The 19,165-nt window shown below is 72.6% G+C and carries 22 protein-coding genes and 1 pseudogene; 5 read left to right on the top strand and 18 right to left on the bottom strand.

Annotated features, from left to right (window positions below; translation table 11 throughout):
• Positions 1-87 precede the first annotated feature (87 nt).
• The 3 genes from ACFV9J_RS19875 to ACFV9J_RS19885 form a co-directional block, all read right to left on the bottom strand.
• Positions 88-504, bottom strand: a complete 417-nt coding sequence (locus ACFV9J_RS19875) for a VOC family protein (RefSeq protein WP_385355970.1) — start codon at positions 502-504, stop codon at positions 88-90.
• A gap of 5 nt (positions 505-509) precedes the next feature.
• Positions 510-992 carry a helix-turn-helix transcriptional regulator gene (locus ACFV9J_RS19880; RefSeq protein WP_385355971.1) on the bottom strand — a complete coding sequence of 161 codons (483 nt, stop codon included), beginning with the start codon at positions 990-992 and terminating at the stop codon, positions 510-512.
• A gap of 67 nt (positions 993-1,059) precedes the next feature.
• A complete protein-coding gene (locus tag ACFV9J_RS19885; protein ID WP_385355972.1) occupies positions 1,060-3,450 on the bottom strand; it encodes an ATP-binding cassette domain-containing protein in 2,391 nt (796 codons plus the stop codon).
• Positions 3,451-3,670: 220 nt separating this feature from the next.
• Here ACFV9J_RS19885 and ACFV9J_RS19890 point away from each other — a divergent pair, with 220 nt between their 5' ends.
• Positions 3,671-4,069: a DUF2795 domain-containing protein gene (locus tag ACFV9J_RS19890; RefSeq protein ID WP_385355973.1), complete on the top strand. Its 399-nt coding sequence runs from the start codon at positions 3,671-3,673 to the stop codon at positions 4,067-4,069.
• A 25-nt stretch (positions 4,070-4,094) separates the two neighbouring features.
• The gene (locus tag ACFV9J_RS19895; protein ID WP_385355974.1) at positions 4,095-4,637 is read left to right on the top strand and encodes a type 1 glutamine amidotransferase domain-containing protein; all 543 of its coding nucleotides are present in this window, start codon (positions 4,095-4,097) and stop codon (positions 4,635-4,637) included.
• 65 nt (positions 4,638-4,702) lie between these two features.
• On the opposite strand, the gene ACFV9J_RS19900 is transcribed toward ACFV9J_RS19895, so the two are convergent.
• A complete protein-coding gene (locus tag ACFV9J_RS19900) occupies positions 4,703-4,981 on the bottom strand; it encodes a DUF6158 family protein (protein ID WP_385355975.1) in 279 nt (92 codons plus the stop codon).
• Between the two features lie 62 nt (positions 4,982-5,043).
• Between ACFV9J_RS19900 and ACFV9J_RS19905 the strand changes: the two genes are divergently transcribed.
• The gene (locus ACFV9J_RS19905) at positions 5,044-6,165 is read left to right on the top strand and encodes a Vms1/Ankzf1 family peptidyl-tRNA hydrolase (RefSeq protein ID WP_003972465.1); all 1,122 of its coding nucleotides are present in this window, start codon (positions 5,044-5,046) and stop codon (positions 6,163-6,165) included.
• A gap of 66 nt (positions 6,166-6,231) precedes the next feature.
• On the opposite strand, the gene ACFV9J_RS19910 is transcribed toward ACFV9J_RS19905, so the two are convergent.
• Positions 6,232-7,851 (bottom strand): ABC-F family ATP-binding cassette domain-containing protein, encoded by a 1,620-nt coding sequence (locus tag ACFV9J_RS19910; protein WP_385355976.1) that lies wholly within the window; start codon positions 7,849-7,851, stop codon positions 6,232-6,234.
• Between the two features lie 134 nt (positions 7,852-7,985).
• Here ACFV9J_RS19910 and ACFV9J_RS19915 point away from each other — a divergent pair, with 134 nt between their 5' ends.
• Both ACFV9J_RS19915 and ACFV9J_RS19920 read left to right on the top strand, forming a co-directional pair.
• Complete coding sequence (locus tag ACFV9J_RS19915; protein ID WP_385355977.1) at positions 7,986-9,491, top strand: bifunctional phosphatase PAP2/diacylglycerol kinase family protein; 1,506 nt, start codon at positions 7,986-7,988, stop codon at positions 9,489-9,491.
• A gap of 124 nt (positions 9,492-9,615) precedes the next feature.
• On the top strand, positions 9,616-10,437 hold the full coding sequence (locus ACFV9J_RS19920) for a methyltransferase domain-containing protein (RefSeq protein ID WP_385355978.1): 822 nt from the start codon (positions 9,616-9,618) through the stop codon (positions 10,435-10,437).
• A gap of 27 nt (positions 10,438-10,464) precedes the next feature.
• On the opposite strand, the gene ACFV9J_RS19925 is transcribed toward ACFV9J_RS19920, so the two are convergent.
• The 13 genes and pseudogenes from ACFV9J_RS19925 to ACFV9J_RS19985 all read right to left on the bottom strand — a co-directional run.
• Positions 10,465-10,761 (bottom strand): gas vesicle protein K, encoded by a 297-nt coding sequence (locus tag ACFV9J_RS19925; RefSeq protein ID WP_356865025.1) that lies wholly within the window; start codon positions 10,759-10,761, stop codon positions 10,465-10,467.
• Position 10,762: 1 nt separating this feature from the next.
• A complete protein-coding gene (locus ACFV9J_RS19930; protein WP_003972471.1) occupies positions 10,763-10,945 on the bottom strand; it encodes a gas vesicle protein in 183 nt (60 codons plus the stop codon).
• On the bottom strand, positions 10,942-11,736 hold the full coding sequence (locus ACFV9J_RS19935) for a GvpL/GvpF family gas vesicle protein (RefSeq protein ID WP_385355979.1): 795 nt from the start codon (positions 11,734-11,736) through the stop codon (positions 10,942-10,944). Before ACFV9J_RS19935 ends, ACFV9J_RS19930 begins: the two co-directional genes overlap by 4 nt.
• Positions 11,733-12,062, bottom strand: a complete 330-nt coding sequence (locus tag ACFV9J_RS19940; RefSeq protein ID WP_003972473.1) for a gas vesicle protein — start codon at positions 12,060-12,062, stop codon at positions 11,733-11,735. The genes ACFV9J_RS19935 and ACFV9J_RS19940 overlap by 4 nt, the downstream gene beginning before the upstream one ends.
• Entirely contained in the window at positions 12,059-13,213 is a 1,155-nt protein-coding gene (locus ACFV9J_RS19945) for an SRPBCC family protein (protein ID WP_385355981.1), read from the bottom strand. Before ACFV9J_RS19945 ends, ACFV9J_RS19940 begins: the two co-directional genes overlap by 4 nt.
• A complete protein-coding gene (locus ACFV9J_RS19950) occupies positions 13,210-13,902 on the bottom strand; it encodes a DNA primase (protein WP_385355982.1) in 693 nt (230 codons plus the stop codon). Before ACFV9J_RS19950 ends, ACFV9J_RS19945 begins: the two co-directional genes overlap by 4 nt.
• Positions 13,899-14,162, bottom strand: a complete 264-nt coding sequence (locus tag ACFV9J_RS19955) for a gas vesicle protein GvpG (RefSeq protein WP_385355983.1) — start codon at positions 14,160-14,162, stop codon at positions 13,899-13,901. The genes ACFV9J_RS19950 and ACFV9J_RS19955 overlap by 4 nt, the downstream gene beginning before the upstream one ends.
• A 4-nt stretch (positions 14,163-14,166) precedes the next feature.
• A complete protein-coding gene (locus tag ACFV9J_RS19960) occupies positions 14,167-14,940 on the bottom strand; it encodes a GvpL/GvpF family gas vesicle protein (protein WP_385355984.1) in 774 nt (257 codons plus the stop codon).
• Positions 14,937-15,374, bottom strand: a complete 438-nt coding sequence (locus ACFV9J_RS19965; RefSeq protein WP_003972478.1) for a gas vesicle structural protein GvpA — start codon at positions 15,372-15,374, stop codon at positions 14,937-14,939. Before ACFV9J_RS19965 ends, ACFV9J_RS19960 begins: the two co-directional genes overlap by 4 nt.
• A gap of 38 nt (positions 15,375-15,412) precedes the next feature.
• On the bottom strand, positions 15,413-15,778 hold the full coding sequence (locus ACFV9J_RS19970) for a gas vesicle protein (protein WP_385355986.1): 366 nt from the start codon (positions 15,776-15,778) through the stop codon (positions 15,413-15,415).
• Between the two features lie 82 nt (positions 15,779-15,860).
• A complete protein-coding gene (gene ligD, locus ACFV9J_RS19975) occupies positions 15,861-16,766 on the bottom strand; it encodes a non-homologous end-joining DNA ligase (RefSeq protein ID WP_385356127.1) in 906 nt (301 codons plus the stop codon).
• A 44-nt stretch (positions 16,767-16,810) separates the two neighbouring features.
• Complete coding sequence (locus ACFV9J_RS19980) at positions 16,811-18,658, bottom strand: transketolase (RefSeq protein ID WP_385355987.1); 1,848 nt, start codon at positions 18,656-18,658, stop codon at positions 16,811-16,813.
• A pseudogene (locus ACFV9J_RS19985) lies at positions 18,655-19,165 on the bottom strand (dehydrogenase); the annotation flags it as partial. The pseudogene ACFV9J_RS19985 and the gene ACFV9J_RS19980, both read right to left, overlap by 4 nt.

Here is a 19,165-nt window from a genome sequence, read left to right on the forward strand (position 1 = left end):
CGCGCCGCTCCCACGGACGTGCCTCCTGTCCGAAGCACTGACCTTGCGCATGCCCCGTGTCCCCCGCGGCAAACCCCCGGCTTCTTCTCAGCCCTTGCGCGGACGGTGGAGGCGCACCATGTTGCCGGCCGGGTCGCGGAAGGCGCAGTCGCGGACGCCGTAGGGCTGGTCGACCGGTTCCTGGAGGACCTCGGCGCCCGCGGCGCGGACGTGTTCGAAGGCGGCGTCGACGTCGTCGGTGGTGAGGATGACGCCGCGCAGGTGGCCCTTGGCCAGCAGGTCGGCCATCGCCTGCTTGTCGGCGGCCGAGGCGTTGGGGTCCGCGAGCGGGGGTTCGAGAACGATGTCCACGTCGGGCTGCGCCGGGGAGCCCAGGGTCACCCAGCGCATCCCCTCGTACCCGACGTCGCCCCGGACCTCCAGGCCGAGCACGTCCCGGTAGAAGGCGAGCGCCGTGTCGTGGTCGTCGACGGCTATGAAGCACTGCGAGAGGCTGATGTCCATGCGCGTCACGCTACGGGCGGCGGCGCGGGCGCCGCTTCTCCGTTCCTGACCGGCTCGCCCTTTCCGGCCGGCGTCCCGCTCCTGGCCGACTCGCCGTTCCTGACCGGCCGGGTGTAGACCTTGGCGACGCAGGCCGGGAGGGCGGCCCCGGCGGCGTGATCGCGGTCCCGGTAGGCGCTCGGGCTCTCGCCGACCAGTTCGGTGAACCGCGAGCTGAACGACCCCAGTGAGGTACAGCCGACCGCGAAGCAGACCTCGGTGACGCTCATGTCGCCGCGCCGCAGCAGCGCCATGGCGCGCTCGATGCGGCGCGTCATCAGGTAGCTGTACGGGGTCTCCCCGTAGGCGGCGCGGAAGCTGCGGGAGAAGTGGCCCGCCGACATGAGGGCGACGCGCGCCAGCGCCGGCACGTCGAGCGGCTCGGCGTACTCGCGGTCCATCAGGTCGCGGGCCCGGCGCAGCCGGGCCAGATCCTCCAGCGTCGTCACCCGACCACGATCCCACAGCGCCGGACACCCCCGGTAGCGGTTCCGGCGCTGTGGGCGGGGGGCGCGCTCAGGCGCCGACGTAGGCGGCGAGGTGCTCGCCGGTGAGGGTGGAGCGGTCGGCGACGAGGTCGGCGGGGGTGCCCTCGAAGACGATCCGCCCGCCGTCGTGACCGGCGCCGGGGCCGAGGTCGATGATCCAGTCGGCGTGCGCCATGACGGCCTGGTGGTGCTCGATGACGATGACCGACTTGCCGGCGTCGACGAGGCGGTCGAGCAGGCCGAGCAGCTGCTCGACGTCGGCGAGGTGCAGTCCCGTGGTGGGTTCGTCGAGGACGTACACGCCGCCCTTCTCGCCCATGTGGGTGGCCAGCTTCAGGCGCTGCCGCTCGCCGCCGGAGAGGGTGGTGAGCGGCTGGCCGAGGGTGAGGTAGCCGAGCCCGACGTCGGCGAGCCGCTGGAGGATCTTGTGCGCGGCCGGGGTGCGCGCCTCCCCGGCGCCGAAGAACTCCTCGGCCCGGTCCACCGACATCGCGAGCACCTCGCTGATGTCCCGGCCGCCGAAGCGGTACTCCAGGACGGCGGGCTGGAACCGCTTGCCCTCGCAGTCCTCGCAGGGGGTGGCGACGCCGGCCATCATGGCCAGGTCGGTGTAGATGACACCGGCGCCGTTGCAGGTGGGGCAGGCGCCCTCGGAGTTGGCGCTGAACAGGGCCGGCTTCACGCCGTTGGCCTTGGCGAAGGCCTTGCGGATCGGTTCGAGCAGTCCCGTGTACGTCGCGGGGTTGCTGCGCCGCGAGCCCTTGATGGGGCTCTGGTCGACCGACACCACGTCGGCGCCGGCCGGGACCGAACCGTGGATCAGCGAGCTCTTGCCGGAGCCCGCCACGCCGGTGACCACGCAGAGCACGCCGAGCGGGACGTCGACGTCGACGCCCTGGAGGTTGTGCGTCCGCGCGTCGCGGATCTCCAGGGCGCCGGTGGGCTTGCGGACCGACGCCTTGAGGACGGCCCGGTCCTCGAGGTGGCGGCCGGTGACGGTGTCGGCGGCCCGCAGCTCCTCGACGGTGCCCTCGAAGCAGACGGTGCCGCCCGCGGTGCCCGCGCCGGGGCCGAGGTCGACCACGTGGTCGGCGATCGCGATCGCCTCCGGCTTGTGCTCGACGACGAGGACCGTGTTGCCCTTGTCCCGCAGGCGCAGCAGCAGGTCGTTCATCCGCTGGATGTCGTGCGGGTGCAGTCCGACGGTGGGCTCGTCGAAGACGTACGTGGTGTCGGTGAGCGAGGAGCCGAGGTGGCGGATCATCTTGACGCGCTGTGCCTCGCCGCCGGACAGGGTGCCCGCGGGCCGGTCGAGCGAGAGGTAGCCGAGGCCGATCTCCACGAAGGAGTCGAGGGTGTCGCGCAGCGCGGTGAGCAGCGGCGCCACCGAGGGCTCGGCCAGGTCACGGACCCATTCGGCGAGGTCCCGGATCTCCATCGCGCAGGCGTCGGCGATGGAGATCTTCCCGATCCGCGACGAGCGGGCGCCCTCGCTGAGCCGGGTGCCCTCGCACTCGGGACAGGTGGTGAAGGTGACGGCCCGCTCCACGAAGGCCCTGATGTGCGGCTGCATGGCCTCCTTGTCCTTGGACAGGAAGGACTTCTGGATCTTGGGGATCAGGCCTTCGTAGGTGAGGTTGACGCCGTTGACCTTCACCTTGACCGGCTCGCCGTACAGGAAGTCCCGCAGCTCCTGGTCGGTGTACTCGCGGATCGGCTTGTCCGGGTCGACGAAGCCGGACTGGGCGTACACCTGCACGGTCCACTGGCTGTCCGACTTCCAGCCGGGGATGGTGAAGGCGCCCTCGGCGAGCGACTTGGAGTCGTCGTAGAGCTGGGTGAGGTCGATGTCGGAGACGGTCCCGCGGCCCTCGCAGTTCGTGCACATGCCGCCGGTACGCTGGAAGGTCGCCTTCACGGCCTTCTTGTTGCCCCGTTCGACGGTGATCGCGCCGCTGGCCCGGACCGAGGCGGTGTTGAAGGAGTACGCGCTGGGCGGGCCGATGTGCGGCTCGCCGAGGCGGCTGAAGAGGATGCGCAGCATGGCGTTGACGTCGGTGGCGGTGCCGACGGTGGAGCGGGGGTCGGCGCCCATCCGCTGCTGGTCCACGATGATGGCGGTGGTGAGCCCGTCCAGGACGTCCACCTCGGGGCGGGCGAGCGTGGGCATGAAGCCCTGGACGAAGGCGCTGTAGGTCTCGTTGATCAGCCGCTGCGACTCGGCTGCGATGGTGTTGAACACCAGCGAGCTCTTGCCCGAGCCGGAGACGCCGGTGAACACGGTCAGCCGCCGCTTGGGGATCTCGATGCTGACGTCCTTGAGGTTGTTCTCGCGGGCGCCGTGCACACGGATCAGGTCGTGGCTGTCGGCGACGTGCGACCCGGGTCCCTGCGTGCCCGGCCTCTTGGCGCTGCTCATCGTGTCTCCATCTGTCGGGGGCTCGGTGAAGGTGACGCCCTCAGGGCCTCGGTGGTCACACGCTAGAGGGCGTCCGGCGGCCCGCGCTTCTCGATTACTGATCCGCTTGCTGATTCGCTCCAGGGCCGCGGAAATCGGAGCGGACCCGGCCGGATGAATCCGTGTCGGCCCGCGGTGTCCGGGTACGCGGTCGGCACCCCTTAAGGATCTGGAGGGAGACATGCAGCGAGGCAGCGACCGGATGAGCGTCCACCGCGACGACGAGATGAAGCATGAACTGCAGGGTCTGCTCAGGTCCGGGCACCCCACCCGCAGCGAGGAGTGGAACGACCCGGAGCCGGCCGCCGAGGACGATCCGGACGTCATGTACGGACCGGTGACACCGGGCCGCGGACCGACGTACCTGGAGGCCCTGCGGCTCGAACTGGCCCGGAACCTGACCCGGGGCAGCTTCCCCGCGGGACCGCGGGAACTGACCCGCACACTGCGCCGCGGCAACGCGCCGGACGCCCTCGTCGAGGAGCTGGACCGACTGCCGCACAAGGCGCGCTACGACAACGTCCAGGAGCTGGCGGTGGCCCTCACCGAGAGCGGCCGGTCCGGTCCGCAGGGCGCGTAGGCGCCGGAAGGGATACCGAAACTCCATGCGCATCGCATTTCTGACCGCGCCCGAGGGCGTGGAGCAGGTGGAACTGACCGAGCCGTGGCGGGCGGCGAAGGACGCGGGGCACGACCCGGTGCTCGTGTCCACGCAGTCCGGCGAGATCCAGGGCTTCGACCACCTCGACAAGGCGGACACGTTCCCCGTCGACGAGGTGGTGGGCGAGACCTCCGCCGACGCGTTCGGCGGTCTCGTCCTGCCCGGCGGGGTGGCCAATCCGGACTTCCTGCGAATGGACGAGAAGGCCGTGGCGTTCGTCAAGGACTTCTTCACGCAGGGCCGGCCGGTGGCCGCCATCTGTCACGCGCCGTGGACGCTCGTGGAGGCGGACGTGGTGCGCGGCCGCACCATGACCTCGTGGCCCAGTCTGCGAACGGACCTGCGCAACGCGGGCGCCACCTGGGTCGACGAGCAGGTCAAGGTCTGCGACGCGGGCGACAACGTCCTGATCACCAGCCGCAAGCCGGACGACCTCGAGGCGTTCTGCGAGACCTACCTCGCGCAGTTCGCCAAGGCGGCCGGCTGAGGCGGCCGGCCGAGCGACGGGCGGCGGGCCGCCGGTGAGAGATCGCCGGTGGCCCGCCGTCGCGCTCAGCCACCGGGCGCGGCGGCCTGGCCGCAGCCGCGTTCCCGGGCGCCCTCGCGGGTGCGGCCGGGGGCCACCGGGCGCCGGGGATTGCGGCGCAGCCACTCGCCCTCCAGCCGGGCCATGCGGTCGTTGTGGGCCCGCAGCGCGTCGTTCGAGCCGTACAGCAGGGTGTCGTGGCGCGTGCGGTGGATGGTCTCCAGTTCCTTCATCAGCTGCTGGTCGTCCAGGCGGCCCGGGTCCACTCCGGTCGTGGTGCCGTCCCGCGTGTCGTGTTCGTTCATGCGTGCCGGGTACCCGCCCCGCAGCACTACCACCCCCGAGCGGCACCCGGGAGGGCAGCCACATGGATCTAGCGTTTCTGCACCCCCTCTACGAACACCAGGGGCCCTGGGCCTCCGTCTACGTCGACCTCTCCCGGCACACGGAGGACACCCCCCACGAGCGTGAGCTGACGGCCGCCGCGGTGGCCCGGGAGCTGGCGGAGCAGGGCGCGGACGACGCCACCTGCCGGGCGGTGCGGGAGGCGGTGGACGAGCTGCGGCACGCCACCGATCCGCACGGGCGGGCCCTGTTCGCGTGTGCGGGACAGGTGGTCCTCGATCCGGCGCTGGCCCGGCCCCCGTACGGCGGGACCACCGCCGACTGGGCCCCGCTGCCGCACGTCACGCCGCTGCTCGACCTGGCCGGCGAGGACCCGGTGTGCGTGGTGGCGTACATCGACCGCAAGGGTGCCGACTTCGAGCTGCGCAGCGCGCTGGGCAGCTCCGACGCGGGCGGCGTGACCGGCAGGCAGTGGCCGGTGCACCGCACGAGCAGCGCGGACTGGTCGGAGCGCCACTTCCAGCTCCGGGTGGAGAACACCTGGGAGCACAACGCGGCGGAGATCGCGGACGCGCTCGCCGTGTGCCAGGAGGAGACCGGCGCCGACCTGCTGATCCTGGTCGGTGACGACCGGGAGCGGCGCTCGGTGCACGAGCGGCTGCCCTCGCGCCTGCAGGAGCGCGTCGCCGAGGCCTCCCGCGGCGCCGGCAGCAGGCTGCTGGACGACGAGGTGGAGGGGCTGCGCGACGACCACGTCCGGGCCCGTGCCCGGGAGGACCTGGACCGGTTCCTGGCCGCCCGGTCGCCGGACGACGAGGGCCGGGCCGGCGCGGCGGAGGGCGTGCCCGCGCTGGTCGAGGCCGCCCGGGAGCACCGCATCGACGAACTGCTGGTCATCCCGGACGCCCCCGACACGCACCGCGAGGTGTGGATCGGCGAGGACGCCGACCAGGTGGCGGTGCGCCGTACGGAGCTGAAGACGCTCGGCGAGCAGAACTCCTGGTCGGCGCGGGCGGACGACGCCCTGCTGCGGTCGGCGGTGATGACCGGCGCGCCCGCGATCTCGGTGACGCCGGTGCTGCCGCCGGAGACGTCCCAGAAGGCGCCGGTGGGCGGCCTGGGGGCGCTGCTGCGCTGGAAGTGATCTCCCCGGGCCCCCGGGGCCCCGGGGCTCCTCCGGAGTCGGAGTCCGGAGTCCGGAGTCCGGACGTCAGCGGGCCCGCTCCACCCGCCGTTCGTCCCAGACCGGCTCCGCCGTCTCGCGCACCCGGCCGTCGCTGCCGAAGACCAGGTACCGGTCGAAGGAGCGGGCGAACCAGCGGTCGTGGGTGACCGAGAGGACCGTGCCCTCGAAGCCCTCCAGGCCCTCCTGGAGGGCTTCGGCCGATTCCAGGTCGAGGTTGTCGGTGGGCTCGTCGAGGAGCAGGGCGGTGACGCCCTGGAGTTCCAGCAGCAGGATCTGGAAGCGGGCCTGCTGGCCGCCGGAGAGCCGGTCGAAGGCCTGCTCGGCCTGCTGGGTCAGTTCGTAGCGGCGCAGCCGGGACATGGCGGCGCCCCGGTCCTGGGCGTGTTCGGTCCACAGGATGTCCAGGAGGGTGCGGCCCAGCAGCTCGGGGTGGGCGTGGGTCTGCGCGAAGTGGCCGGGCACCACGCGCGCCCCCAGCTTCCAGTTCCCGGTGTGGGCCACGTCGTCGCCGGCCAGCAGCCGCAGGAAGTGCGACTTGCCGGAGCCGTTGGAGCCGAGGACGGCGACCCGTTCGCCGTAGAAGACCTCCAGGTCGAAGGGTTTCATCAGGCCGGTGAGTTCCAGTGCCCCGCAGGTGACGGCGCGGACGCCGGTGCGGCCGCCCTTCAGGCGCATCCGGATGTCCTGCTCGCGCGGCGGCTCGGGCGGCGGCCCGGCCTCCTCGAACTTGCGCAGCCGGGTCTGGGCGGCGGCATAGCGGGAGGCCATGTCGTGGCTGACCGCGGCGGCCTGACGCAGTGTCAGCACCAGTTTCTTCAGCTGCGCGTGCTTCTCGTCCCAGCGGCGGCGCAGTTCCTCGAAGCGGGCGAAGCGTTCGCGGCGGGCCTCGTGGAAGGTGGTGAAGCCACCGCCGTGCACCCAGGCGTCGGCGCCCGCGGGCCCCGGCTCGACCGAGACGATCTTCTCGGCGGCGCGGGCCAGCAGCTCCCGGTCGTGGGAGACGAACAGGACGGTCTTGCGGGTCTCGGCGAGCCGCTCCTCCAGCCAGCGCTTGCCGGGCACGTCGAGGTAGTTGTCCGGCTCGTCGAGCAGCAGCACCTCGTCGGTGCCGCGCAGCAGCGCCTCCAGGACGAGGCGTTTCTGCTCACCCCCGGACAGGGTGCGCACCTGCCGCCACTGAGCCTTGTCGTACGGCATCCCCAGCGCGGCCGTGGTGCACATGTCCCACAGGGTCTCCGCCTCGTACCCCCGCGCCTCGGCCCAGTCGGAGAGCGCCTGCGCGTAGGTCAGCTGGGCGGCCTCGTCGTCCACCGTCATGATCGCGTGCTCGGCGGCGTCGACGGCGCGCGCGGCCTCGCGGATCCGGGGCGGCGCGACGGACACCAGCAGGTCGCGCACGGTGGTCTCGTCGCGTACGGAGCCCACGAACTGGCGCATCACGCCGAGGCCGCCACCGACGGCAACGGTCCCGCCGTGCGGTTTCAGCTCACCGGCCAGCAGGCGCAGCAGGGTGGTCTTGCCCGCGCCGTTGGGTCCGACGAGGGCCACGACGGCCCCCTCCCCCACCCGGAAGGAGACGTCGCCGAGGAGCGCCCTCCCGTCGGGGAGGCAGTACTCCAGGTGCGCGGCTTCGAGGTGACCCATGGAACGGGATTCTGCGGCTCCGGCCGCTCCCCGGGCAAACCCATTTCCGCCGCGGCGCCCGAGCCCCGGGCATGTGGCGCGGACCACGCGCGGACCACCGGCAGGAAACGCCGTCCGCAGGGTAGTCGGGATCCATGAGTCCCGACGTAGACCTCACCGCCGCCACACCCGGCCCGCACCCCCTCCGCAACGGTTTCCTGCGGCTGGACCAGCGGGCGTTCGAGGCCGTCGCCTCCCGCACCTGGCCGGGCGCGGACCCTCTGCTGCCCCGGTTGAGCCGCGGCGCCAATCACGGAGTGCTGTGGTTCGCGGTGGGCGCCGCCCTGGCCGCGTCGCGCACCCCGAGGGCCCGGCGCGCGGCCGCCCGGGGGCTCGCCTCGCTGGGCCTGGCCTCGCTGACGATCAACACGCTGGGCAAGCGCTCGGTGCGGCGCCCCCGTCCGGTACTGGACCCGGTGCCGCTGGTCCGGCAGCTGAAGCGGCAGCCGATCACGACGTCCTTCCCCTCGGGGCACGCCGCGTCGGCCGCGGCGTTCGCGACCGGTGTCGCGCTGGAGTCCCCGGCGTGGGGTGCGGCGGTGGCCCCGGTGGCCGCCGCGGTGGCCCTGTCCCGGGTGTACACCGGCGTCCACTTCCCGAGCGACGTCCTGGCCGGTGCGGCCCTCGGGGCGGGGGCCGCGTTCGCCGTACGGGGCCTGGTGCCGACCCGGGCCCAGCACACCCCGCCGGCCCGGCCGCGTGCCGAGGTGCCCGCGCTGCCGGGGGGCGAGGGGCTGGTGATGGTCGCCAACGTCGGCTCGGGCACCTCGGACCGGGTCCGGGCCCTGTGCGACGCGCTGCCCGACGCGGAGGTGGTGGAGTGCGAGCCGGGGGACGTCCAGGCCGAACTGGAGAAGGCGGCCGGTCACGCCCGGGCGCTCGGCGTGTGCGGCGGCGACGGCACCGTGAACGCGGCGGCCGAGATCGCGCTCCGCCACGGCCTGCCGCTCGCGGTCCTGCCCGGCGGCACGCTCAACCACTTCGCCTACGACCTGGGCGTGGAGGACGTACGGGATCTGTGCGGGGCGCTGGAGCGGGGCGAGGGGGTGCGGGTGGACGTGGGCCGGTTCGCCTCCGGCGGGCGGCGCGGTGTCTTCCTGAACACCTTCAGCCTCGGCGTGTACCCGGAGCTGGTCAACGAGCGGGAGCGCTGGTCGCCCCGGATCGGCGGCTGGCCGGCCGGGGTGCTCGCCGCCGTGCGGGTGCTGCGCGCCGACCGGCACCCGCTGGAGGCCGAGGTGCGGGGCCGCCGGCGCCCGCTGTGGATGCTGTTCGCGGGCAACGGCACATACCACCGCCGCGGGCTCGCCTCGGGGCGCCGGCTCGACCTGGCGGACGGGCAGTTGGACGTGCGGGTGGTGCACGGGGGCCGCCGGCCGGCCCTGCGGCTGCTGTCCGCGGCCCTCGCCGGACCGCTGACCCGCTCCCCCGCCCACGCGGCGGTGCAGGTGCCCCGGCTGCGCCTGTCGGGGGTCGCGCCGGGCACGCTGATGGCGTACGACGGCGAGCTGACCGAGACCGAGGGCGACCTGACGCTGGAGAAGCTGCCCGAGGCGCTCACGGTGTACCGGCCGCTGCCCGGTGGCGGCCTGTTCTCCTGACACCACACCCCCTTCCCTCTTCCTGACGCCTCTGACGCCTCGTCAGTCCACATGGCAAAACGGCGATCTCACCATGCGGCTGACGGGCGTACCGTGATCACACTGTCGGGAGAGGGGATCGACCATGCCGAAGCCGCATGAGACCGCCGTCTACACGCACGGGCACCACGAGTCCGTGCTGCGCTCGCACACCTGGCGCACCGCCGAGAACTCCGCCGCCTACCTGCTCTCGTCCCTGCGGCCCCACATGCGGATCCTGGACATCGGCTGCGGGCCGGGCACCATCACCGCCGACCTGGCGGAACTGGTTCCGGACGGCCACGTCACCGGCGTGGACCGGTCGCCGGAGATCGTGGAGCGGGCCAGGGCCACGGCCGCCGCTCGGGGGCTGGGGAACACCGGCTTCGCGGTCGCGGACGTGCACGCGCTGGACTACCCGGACGACACCTTCTGCGTGGTCCACGCGCACCAGGTGCTCCAGCACGTGGGTGACCCGGTGCGGGCGCTGCGCGAGATGAGGCGGGTCGCGCGGCCGGGCGGGTTCATCGCCGTCCGTGATTCCGACTACGGGGCCATGACCTGGTACCCCGCGTCTTCGGGCATGGACGACTGGCTGGACCTGTACCACCGGGTGGCGCGCGCCAACGGCGGCGAGCCGGACGCCGGACGCCGTCTGAAGGCCTGGGCGCTCGACGCGGGGTTCACCGACATCACGGCGACCTCGGCCACCTGGACCTTCACCACACCCGAGGAGCGGGAGTGGTGGAGCGGCCTGTGGGCGGACCGCACCCTGGCATCCGCGTACGCGGAGCGCGCGACCGGGGGCGGCCATGCGACGCCGGAGCGCCTGCGCGCCGTCTCGGCGGCCTGGCGGGACTGGGGAAAGCACCCGGAAGGCTGGTTCAGCGTTCTGCACGGAGAAATTCTGTGCAGAAAGGAAGCGTGACCGGCGCCTGTTCGGTGTCGGATTCGCTCACTCCCGGGGCAGCAGCGGTCCCAGCGGCCCGAGGTCCAGGTTCAGGTCCTCGGGCCGCAGTCCGTAGCGGTCACGCAGCTCGGTCATGCGGTCGTCGAGGAGCATCAGGGTGAGCCCGATCCGCTCTTCCTGGTCCTCGCTCAGGTCGCCCTCGTCGACACGGCGCAGCGCCTGGCGTTCCATGAGCTGGCGCAGCAGTTCGACGACCGTCAGGACCAGCTTGATCAGGTCGCGCTCGACCGTGTCGGGATCGAGGTCGAGGCGGCGCTTGCGGGGCTCGGCGGGTTCGGTCACGTCAGTCCCCGAACGGTGAGGGGACGTTGCGGTTGACCGAGCTGATCAGCGCGTTCAGGTCGATGCGGACCAGGTCGACGTCCGCGATGCGCAGCGTGACGTCACCGGTGATGACGACTCCGCCCGCCAGCAGCCGGTCGAGCAGGTCGACCAACGCGATCTCGCGGCGCTCCACGACGGTCACGAGTCCTCCTCCTCTGTCTCTCCGGCGAAGGAATAGGCCGCCCACGGCCCGGTGAGTTCCACGCGAATTCCGGGGGCGTCGTCCTTCGTACGGTCCACCATTTCGACGAATTCCTCGGATGCGTCGCGGGCCACCAGATAGGCGGCGTTGAGAACGTTCCGCCCGGCGGCACCGGAAAGGCGGGGGTTCTGCGGCGCGTGCAGCCGGGCGCCGTCGGCCCGGTCGGACAGCCTCGCGTGCAGACCGGTGGCGAACTCCTCGGCCCTGCTCCACAGGTCGTCGTTCGCCCGGGACTGCCGGCGCCGCTGCCGAAGGTAGTCCCGGCCCGAGGCGGGCTTCGGCGCGGGCTGTGCCGACGCGGCCGGCCGCGCGGACTGCGCCTGCTGCGCCGGATCCGCCTCCACGTAGACCTTCACGCCCCACTCCACCCGGCCGTCCAGCCGGTCGAGTGTGCGCCGGAAGGCCGCCTCGCGCTCCTGCAGCATCACGCGTACGCCGCTGTCGTCCCTGAAGACGGTGGCCAGCCGGAGCGGCAGCGGGGTGGTGACGGCGGTGAGCGCGTCGACCACCTGCTGGTGGGCGCGGGCGGTGGCGGTCAGCCAGTCCAGGTCCTCCAGGCGGTCGCGCAGGGCCTCCTCGCCGAAGTCGGCCTCGGGAACATGGCTGACGACGGCGACCAGGCCGCCGTGCGGCAGCAGCCGGGGCGGATCGCCCGCCACCCCCGTGAGCTGGGCCTGGAGGGCCGCGTCGAAGGGTCGGCAGACGGCGTACACGTAGCGCAGCCCGGTCACGGCGCCTCCTCCCTCGGCACCCGGCCCGGGTCCAGCTCACGCAGGCGTTCGCGGAGCGCCGCGTTCTCCCGGGTGAGTTCGTCGTGCCGGGCGCGCGAGGACAGTGCGGGGTCACTCTCCCACCAGTCGATGCCCATCTCCTTGGCCTTGTCGACGGAGGCGACGACGAGCCGCAGCTTGATGGTCAGCAACTCGATGTCGAGCAGGTTGATCTTGATGTCGCCCGCGATCACGACCCCCTTGTCGAGCACCCGCTCCAGGATGTCGGCGAGGTTGGCGCTCTGTCCCTGGCCGTAGGGATCGGGCAGCCGGCTGGGGGTGGTCATCGACGGCTCCCGCCCTCGGCGCCCTCGTACTCCTCACGGGACGCGTACTCGTCCTCCCCGGCTTCCTTCTCGTCCTCGGGCTCCTCGTACTCGGCCTCCGGTTCCTCCTCGTACTCGGCGTCGGCCTCTTCCTCCGGCTCCTCCTCGTACTCGCCCTCGGGCTCTTCCTCGTACTCGCCCTCGGGCTCCTCGTCGTACTCGGCCTCCGCCCCGCCCTCGGACTCCTGCTCCTGGTCCTGGCCCTGGTCCTGGTCCTGGTCCTGCTGCTCTTCCTCCTCCGCCACCGCGTCCTCGTGGCTGCGGACGACCTCGCCGTCGCGGATCTCGCCGCGCCAGCCGTCGTCGGCCTCGCCCTTGAAGGTGATGTGGCGGACGTAGTTCTTGAGGTCGAGCCGGGCCCGGCGGCCCTGGGCGCGCCAGATGTTGCCGGTCTTCTCGAACAGGCCCTTCGGGTAGTACTCGATGACCAGGACCACGCGGGTCAGGTTGTCCGCGAGCTGGTGGAAGCTGACGACGCCCTTGGTGGAGCCCTTGGCGCCCTCGGACGTCCAGGAGATCCGGTCGTCGGGCACCTGCTCGGTGGTCGTCGCCTTCCAGCTGCGGTTGGACCAGAAGACCTTCAGCTGCCAGTCGGAGGACGTGTCGTCGGCGCGGTTCGCGCTCTTGACGCCCTTGGCGAAGGTGCTGAAGTCCTGGTACTGGGTCCACTGGTCGTAGGCCGTGCGCAGCGGCACGCCCACGTCGACGTACTCGATGATGACCGTCGGCTTCTGGCCGCCGCCGCCCTTCTTGCGGCCCTTGCCGCCGGTGAGGTTCTTGAAGGCGCCGACCACGTTGTCCTTGACCTTGCCGGCGCCCACCTCGAAGGCGGCCCGCATAGGGCTCTTGCCCTCGGCGAGCTTGCGTCCGCCGTCGAGGGCGAGCTTGGCGAATCCGGGGCTGTTGCCCTCGGCGATGTCGTTGAGCTTGCCGGTGGTCTCGCCGAGCTTGGTGCCGACCCCGGTCAGCAGCCGGGTCGCCTGTGCGGCGAGATAGTCCTGCACCTCGGCCTTGAGGCGGTCGGCCGCCTCGCTCTGCGCCACATCGGCCAGCGGGTTCTTCTTCGCGGCCTTACCCGCCGTGGAGGCCGCGGACCCCAGGGAGTCGCTCATCGCTCACCACCGTCCTTCGACCGCCGGGCACCGGCGCCGCGGGCGGCGTTCCTGGTCCCTGCCGGCTTCTTTCCGGCCGCCTTCTTGGCGGGCTGGGCACGCTTGGCCGCCGCCTTCTTCGCGGGGGCCTTGGCGGCGGCCTTCTTCGCGGGCGCCTTCCGGGCCGTGCCGCGCGCCTCGGGCGGTACCTTCTTCGCGGGCCGCGCGCGCCGCGGCGCCCGCCGCTCCTCGGACTCCTCGGGCTCACCGGCGTCCTGGTGCTCCTCGGGCTCCTCCCGCTCTCCGGCCTCCTCGTACTCCGAGTCCTCCGAGGCCTCGGAGTCGCGGGAGTCACGGGAGTCGTCGGATCCGGTGCCGGGTGCCCGGGAGGCCACGCCGGAGAGCTGGTCGCGCACCTCGGCGGTGCGCCCGTGCAGCCGGTCGGCGAGGGCGTCGATCTGCCGCTCGACCATGGCGCCCGAGGCCGCCTTGCCCACGCCCCGCAGGTCCGTGCGCAACTGGTCCCCGATCTCCTTGAACTGCGGGTTGTTCTGCAGTTGGCCGGAGACCAGTTCGGCGATGCCCTTCGGGGTCAGGTTCAGCTTCTTGCCGGCCACCATGGTGCCCACGGCGACCGCCATTTTCAGCTTCTTCGTGCGTCCCAGCAGGTATCCGGCCCCTATGGCGAGGCCCAGTCCCACTCGATTCATGGTGCCGTCCCGTTGCCCAATCCCGCGCTCGTGCGCGTAGCGATCTCCAGCCGGTCCAGAAGCTCGTCCTCCTGTCCGTCGAACTCCTCCTCCGTGATCTCACCGGCCTCCAACTGCTCTTCCAGGCGGGCAAGTTCGGCCCGTACCGTGGCGGGGTCGTAGTAGATCCGCTCGGCCTCCTCCAGCACCTGTCTGATGGCCCACCCGCTGCCGCGCACCGGTGCGAACGGCAGCAGCAGGACCTCCGAGATCAGTCCCATGTCGTCACCCCGCTCCGGCGTCCGCCCCGCCGGCCGCCGTGCCCGCGGGCTCGGCCGGCCCCGGCTCGACGAAGCTGTACGGCGGCAGCGGGCCGTTCACGCGGACCTCCAGGTGCGGCATCCCGCCGCGGGCCCGCTCGACGGCGGCCAGGAACTCGTCGGCCGCCTCCCGCTTCACCAGGAACGAGACGTTGGCCAGCCAGCCGGTGGACTCGGGGCCCACGCTCACGGCGTCGGCGGCGGCCTCCAGGGCGCGCTCCAGCGCCGTGGCGTCCCCGGCCTCCTTGTCCTTGATCGCGGCCGCGACCATCTCGCCGAGCTGGATCTTCGTCTCGTACGTCCCGCCACCCGCCTGCCTGTTGGACTCGGCGAGGGCGCGGATCTCCGGGTTCTCGGCCATCACGTGGTGCAGTACGGCCTCTTCGACGTGGTTGGCCTTGATGTTGTACTCGACGCGGCCGTCCAGCGCCCCCAGGCGTTCCGCGTAGTGCTCGGCGCGCTCGGCGAGGACTCCGGTGACCGCCTTGTCGTCGGGGGCGACGCTGCCGAAGCGCATGGGCAGCACACAGCCGTCCGCGCCGATCTCGCTCAGCACGTTCTGGTGGGCGAGCAGCTCCCTGCGCTTGGGGCGCAGCCCGTCGGGGGCGTCGCTGACTACGGCCGCCAGCTCGCCCTGCTCGAGGATCCGCACCTGGCGCGGTGGGTCACCGACCCCGCTCGTGCTCTCGGGGAGCGAGGGATGCGTGGCGGCGGTGATGCCGTAGACGTACGTACTCACTCCTGCTCCTCCTTCCGGCGCGAGGGCGCGGCCTTGCGGGCCCGCGGACGCGACGACGTCTCACGCTCGGAGCCGCCGTCGTCACGGGCCTGCTTGAACGCGTCGGAGATGGTCTCGGCGGCGCCGGACAGCGCCCCCTTGGACTTGCCCCGGGCGCCGGACTCGGTCATCTCGCCGACCAGGTCGGGCAGCCCCGGGTCCTTGCGCGGCCCGGCCTCCAGGTCGAGCCGGTTGCACGCCTCGGCGAAGCGCAGATAGGTGTCCACGCTGGCGACGACGACACGGACGTCGATCTTCAGGATCTCGATGCCGACCAGGGAGACGCGCACGAATGCGTCGATGACGAGCCCCCTGTCCAGAACAAGCTCAAGCACGTCGTAAAGGCCGCTGCTGCCGCCTCCACCGCCGGTCTGTTGTGCCGGTACGACAGTCATGCCAGCTATTCCTCCGTCTTCTCTGTCTTGTCCAGGGCCTAGCGGCCGCCGCGGGAGTCGGCCCGCCCGCGCTCGTAGCGCCGAACGCGGCGGTAGCCCGTGAGCTGTCCCTCGGCGTCCAGTTCCACCTGGTAGCTCGCCATCAGGCTCATGGTGTCGGGCACCCGCTCCAGTTCCAGGACCTCGACCTCAAGGGCCCAGCCCTCCCCCGTCTGCTCGAAGGACGACACGGACTCGGCGGTCATGCCGGTGAGCTCCGCGAGCTGCGCTCGCGCCTCTCGCAGAACCTCCGTTGGCTTGGGACGCTGCGACTTGTGTGGTGTGTGTGACTCGTGTGAGCCCTGTGACTCGCGTGAATCTCGTTGCGCATCGTGGGATTCGGGCGTCTTCTTGGTGTTGGTCATGGCCACCTCGTCACTCGGGTGGCCGTATGTGTGTTCGCCAAACCTCGCCGAGTTGCACAATCCGCTCAGCCGTGCAGAGCGTTCAGCCGTGCAGGGCGGTCAGGCGCCGCCGGGCGGGGCCCAGGGCACGGGGGCGGTTCATGACCCCGGCCCAGGGCCGGGTGCGGGCCTGGTCCACGGCGTCGGCGACGGTCCAGCGGCGGGCGTGCAGGGCCGGGTCGTCCAGCTGGTCCCAGGAGATGGGCGTGGCCACGGGGGCGCCGGGGCGGGCGCGGACGGTGAGGGGGGCCACGGCGGTCTGCGCGTAGGCGTTGCGCTGGATGTCGAGGTAGAGCCGGTCCCCGCGGTCCTTCTTGCGGGCGGCGGTGGTGAGCCGGTCGGGGCGGGCGGCGGCCAGGACGTCGGCGACGGCCCGCGCGAACTCCCGTACGTCGTCGAAGTCTTGGCGGCCGTCCAGCGGCACGACGACGTGCAGGCCCCGGGACCCGGTGGTCATCGGCGCGGAGGGCAGCTTCAGCTCGTCGAGCAGTTCGGCCAGCAGCCGGGCCGCCGCGCGCACCGCCTCGAAGTCGTCCTGGGCCGGGTCGAGGTCGAAGACCATGCGGTCGGGCCGGTCGAGCCGCCCGGTCCGGGACAGCCAGCGGTGCAGGGTGAGCGCGGCCTGGTCGGCGAGGTACACGAGGGTGGCGGAGTCGTCGCACACGGTGTGGCAGACGGTGCCGCCCTCCTTGCCGACCTCGACGCGGTCGATCCACTCCGGGTAGTGCTCCGGGGTGTTCTTCTGCATGAACCGCGGACCGTCGACGCCGTCCGGATGCCGTTCCAGCATCAGCGGGCGGCCCCGCAGATGCGGCAGCATGAACGGGGCGGCGGCACGGTGGTAGTCGACGAGATCGCCCTTGGTGTACTCCTCCGTACCCCCCTCACCGGCCGGGAACAGCACCTTGTCCGGCCGGTGGACCTCCACCGTGTGCCGTCCGGCCCGCACGGTCCGTGGGCCGCCACCCCTGCCGCTCCCGCTCCCGCTCCCGCTCACGGAACGATCGCCTGCTCCACGAGCATCCGTGCGGCCGCCTCGATGGACTCGGCGTCGATCCCGGCGCCGTGCAGTTCCTCCGCCGGGGTCGCGGAGCCCGGCATCGTCGTGACGGCGAGCCGCACCAGCCGGGGCACGGGCCGTCCGTCCGTGAACGCGTCCAGGACGGCGTCGCCGATGCCGCCCTCCCGCCGGTGGTCCTCCACGGTCACCAGGCAGCCGGTCTCCTCGGCGGCGGCGCGCAGGGTGGCCCGGTCGACGGGCTTGACCGAGTACAGGTCGATCACCCGGACCGGGATGCCGTCCGCTGCGAGTGCGTCGGCCGCGGCGAGCGCCTCGTGCAGGGTGACGCCGGCCGCGACCACGGTGAGCCGGTCGGCGTCGGAGGAACGCAGCACCTTGCTGCCGCCGACGGGGAACTCCTCGTCGGGGCCGTAGATCACCTTGCTCTCGCCGCGCGAGGTGCGCAGATACCGGATGCCCTCCAGGCCGGCCATCTCGGCGACGAGGCGCGCGGCCTGGTTGGCGTCGCACGGGTAGAGCACGGTCGAGCCGTGGATGGCCCGCATCATGGCGAGGTCCTCCAGGCCCATCTGGCTGGGCCCGTCCTGGCCGATGGCGACGCCCGCGTGGGAGCCGACGAGGTTGATGCCGGCGCCGCTGATCGAGGCCATGCGCACGAAATCGTACGCGCGGGTCAGGAAGGCGGCGAAGGTGGTGGCGAACGGCACCCAGCCGCGGGCCGCCATCCCCACCGCGGCGGCGACCATCTGCTGCTCGGCGATGTAGCACTCGAAGTAGCGCTCGGGGTGTTCCTTGGCGAAGAACTCGGCCCGGGTGGAGTCGCCGACCTCGCCGTCGAGGGCGACGACGTCGCCGCGCGCGGTGCCGACCGCGGCGAGCGCCTCGCCGAAGGCGTTGCGGGTGGCGACCTCGTCGCCCTGGTCGTAGCGGGGCAGCTCGGTCTGCCCGGTGCCCGTCGAGCGCAGTGACCGGGCGTCCTCGGGCGCGTGCACCCGCACCGTGATGTCACGGGGGCCGCCGAGTTCGGCGACGGCCTCCTCGGCATCGGGCACCGGCTTGCCGTGCTGGCCCTCGCGGTCCTCCACGGCCTCGACGCCCTTGCCCTTGAGGGTGCGGGCGATGATCGCGGTGGGCTGGCCCTTGGTGGACAGGGCCTCGCCGTAGGCGCGGTCGACGGCGTCGACGTCGTGGCCGTCGACTTCGATCGTGTGCCACTCGAAGGCCCGGAACCGGCGGGCGTAGGCGTCGAGGTCGTGGCCGTGCCGGGTGGGGCCGCGCTGGCCGAGCCGGTTGACGTCGACGATCACGGTGAGGTTGTCGAGGTGCTCGTGCCCGGCGTGCTCGGCGGCCTCCCAGATCGACCCCTCGGCCAGCTCGCTGTCGCCGCACAGCACCCACACGCGGTAGTCGGTGTGGTCGAGCCGCTTGCCGGACAGCGCGATGCCGACGCCCACGGGCAGCCCCTGGCCGAGCGACCCGGTGGCCGTCTCGACCCACGGCAGCCGCTGCGGCGTGGGGTGCCCCTCCAGGCGGCTGCCCTGCTTGCGGAAGGTGAGCAGTTCCTCGTCGTCGATGGCACCGGCCGCCTTGAAGGCGGAGTAGAGCAGGGGCGAGGCGTGTCCCTTGGAGAGTACGAAGCGGTCGTTGCCGGGGTGGGCGGGGCGCTCGAAGTCGTAGCGGAGGTGGTTGGCCAGCAGTACGGCCATCAGGTCCGCGGCGGACATCGACGACGTCGGGTGCCCGGAGCCCGCGGCGGCGGCCGCCCGTACGCTGTCGACACGCAACTGCTGTCCGAGGTCGACGAGTTCACCGGTGTTCATGAGTCTCCTTCCGCGGCACGGCGGTCGGTGCGCCTGACGGGGCCGGGGGCGATGTCGGGTCCGGGGGGCGGCTGGTTCGCCGGGGGTTCGGGGCCGGGGTCGGTGGGCGGGCCCGCGGACCGGCTCGGTCCGGACGGGGCGGTGGGCCGTTTCCCGGCGGAGCCCGCTCCGGAGGCGCGGGAGGACTTGCCCGGCTTGGCCGAGCCTCCTCGGGCGGGCCGCGGTCCGGCGGCCTCGACGGCGCGGCGCGGCTTGCCGGACGCACGGGGCGAGCCGGACTGGCTCCGCTTCGCCCGCTCACCGTGCGACTGGCTTCCGGCGGAGGCGGCGTCGGGCCCTCGCTCGGCCGGTTCCCCGCCTGGCTGGTTCTTCGCGGGCTCACCACCCGGCTGCTTCTTTCCGGGCTCACCACCCGGCTGCCCCTTCGCGGGCTCGTCGCCGGGCTGCCCCTTCGCGGGCTCGTTGCTGTGCTGCTTCTTCGCGGGCTCGCCGCCAGGCTGCCCCTTC

The sequence above is a fragment of the Streptomyces sp. NPDC059906 genome, from assembly GCF_042730645.1.
Lineage (GTDB): Bacteria > Actinomycetota > Actinomycetes > Streptomycetales > Streptomycetaceae > Streptomyces > Streptomyces rubrogriseus.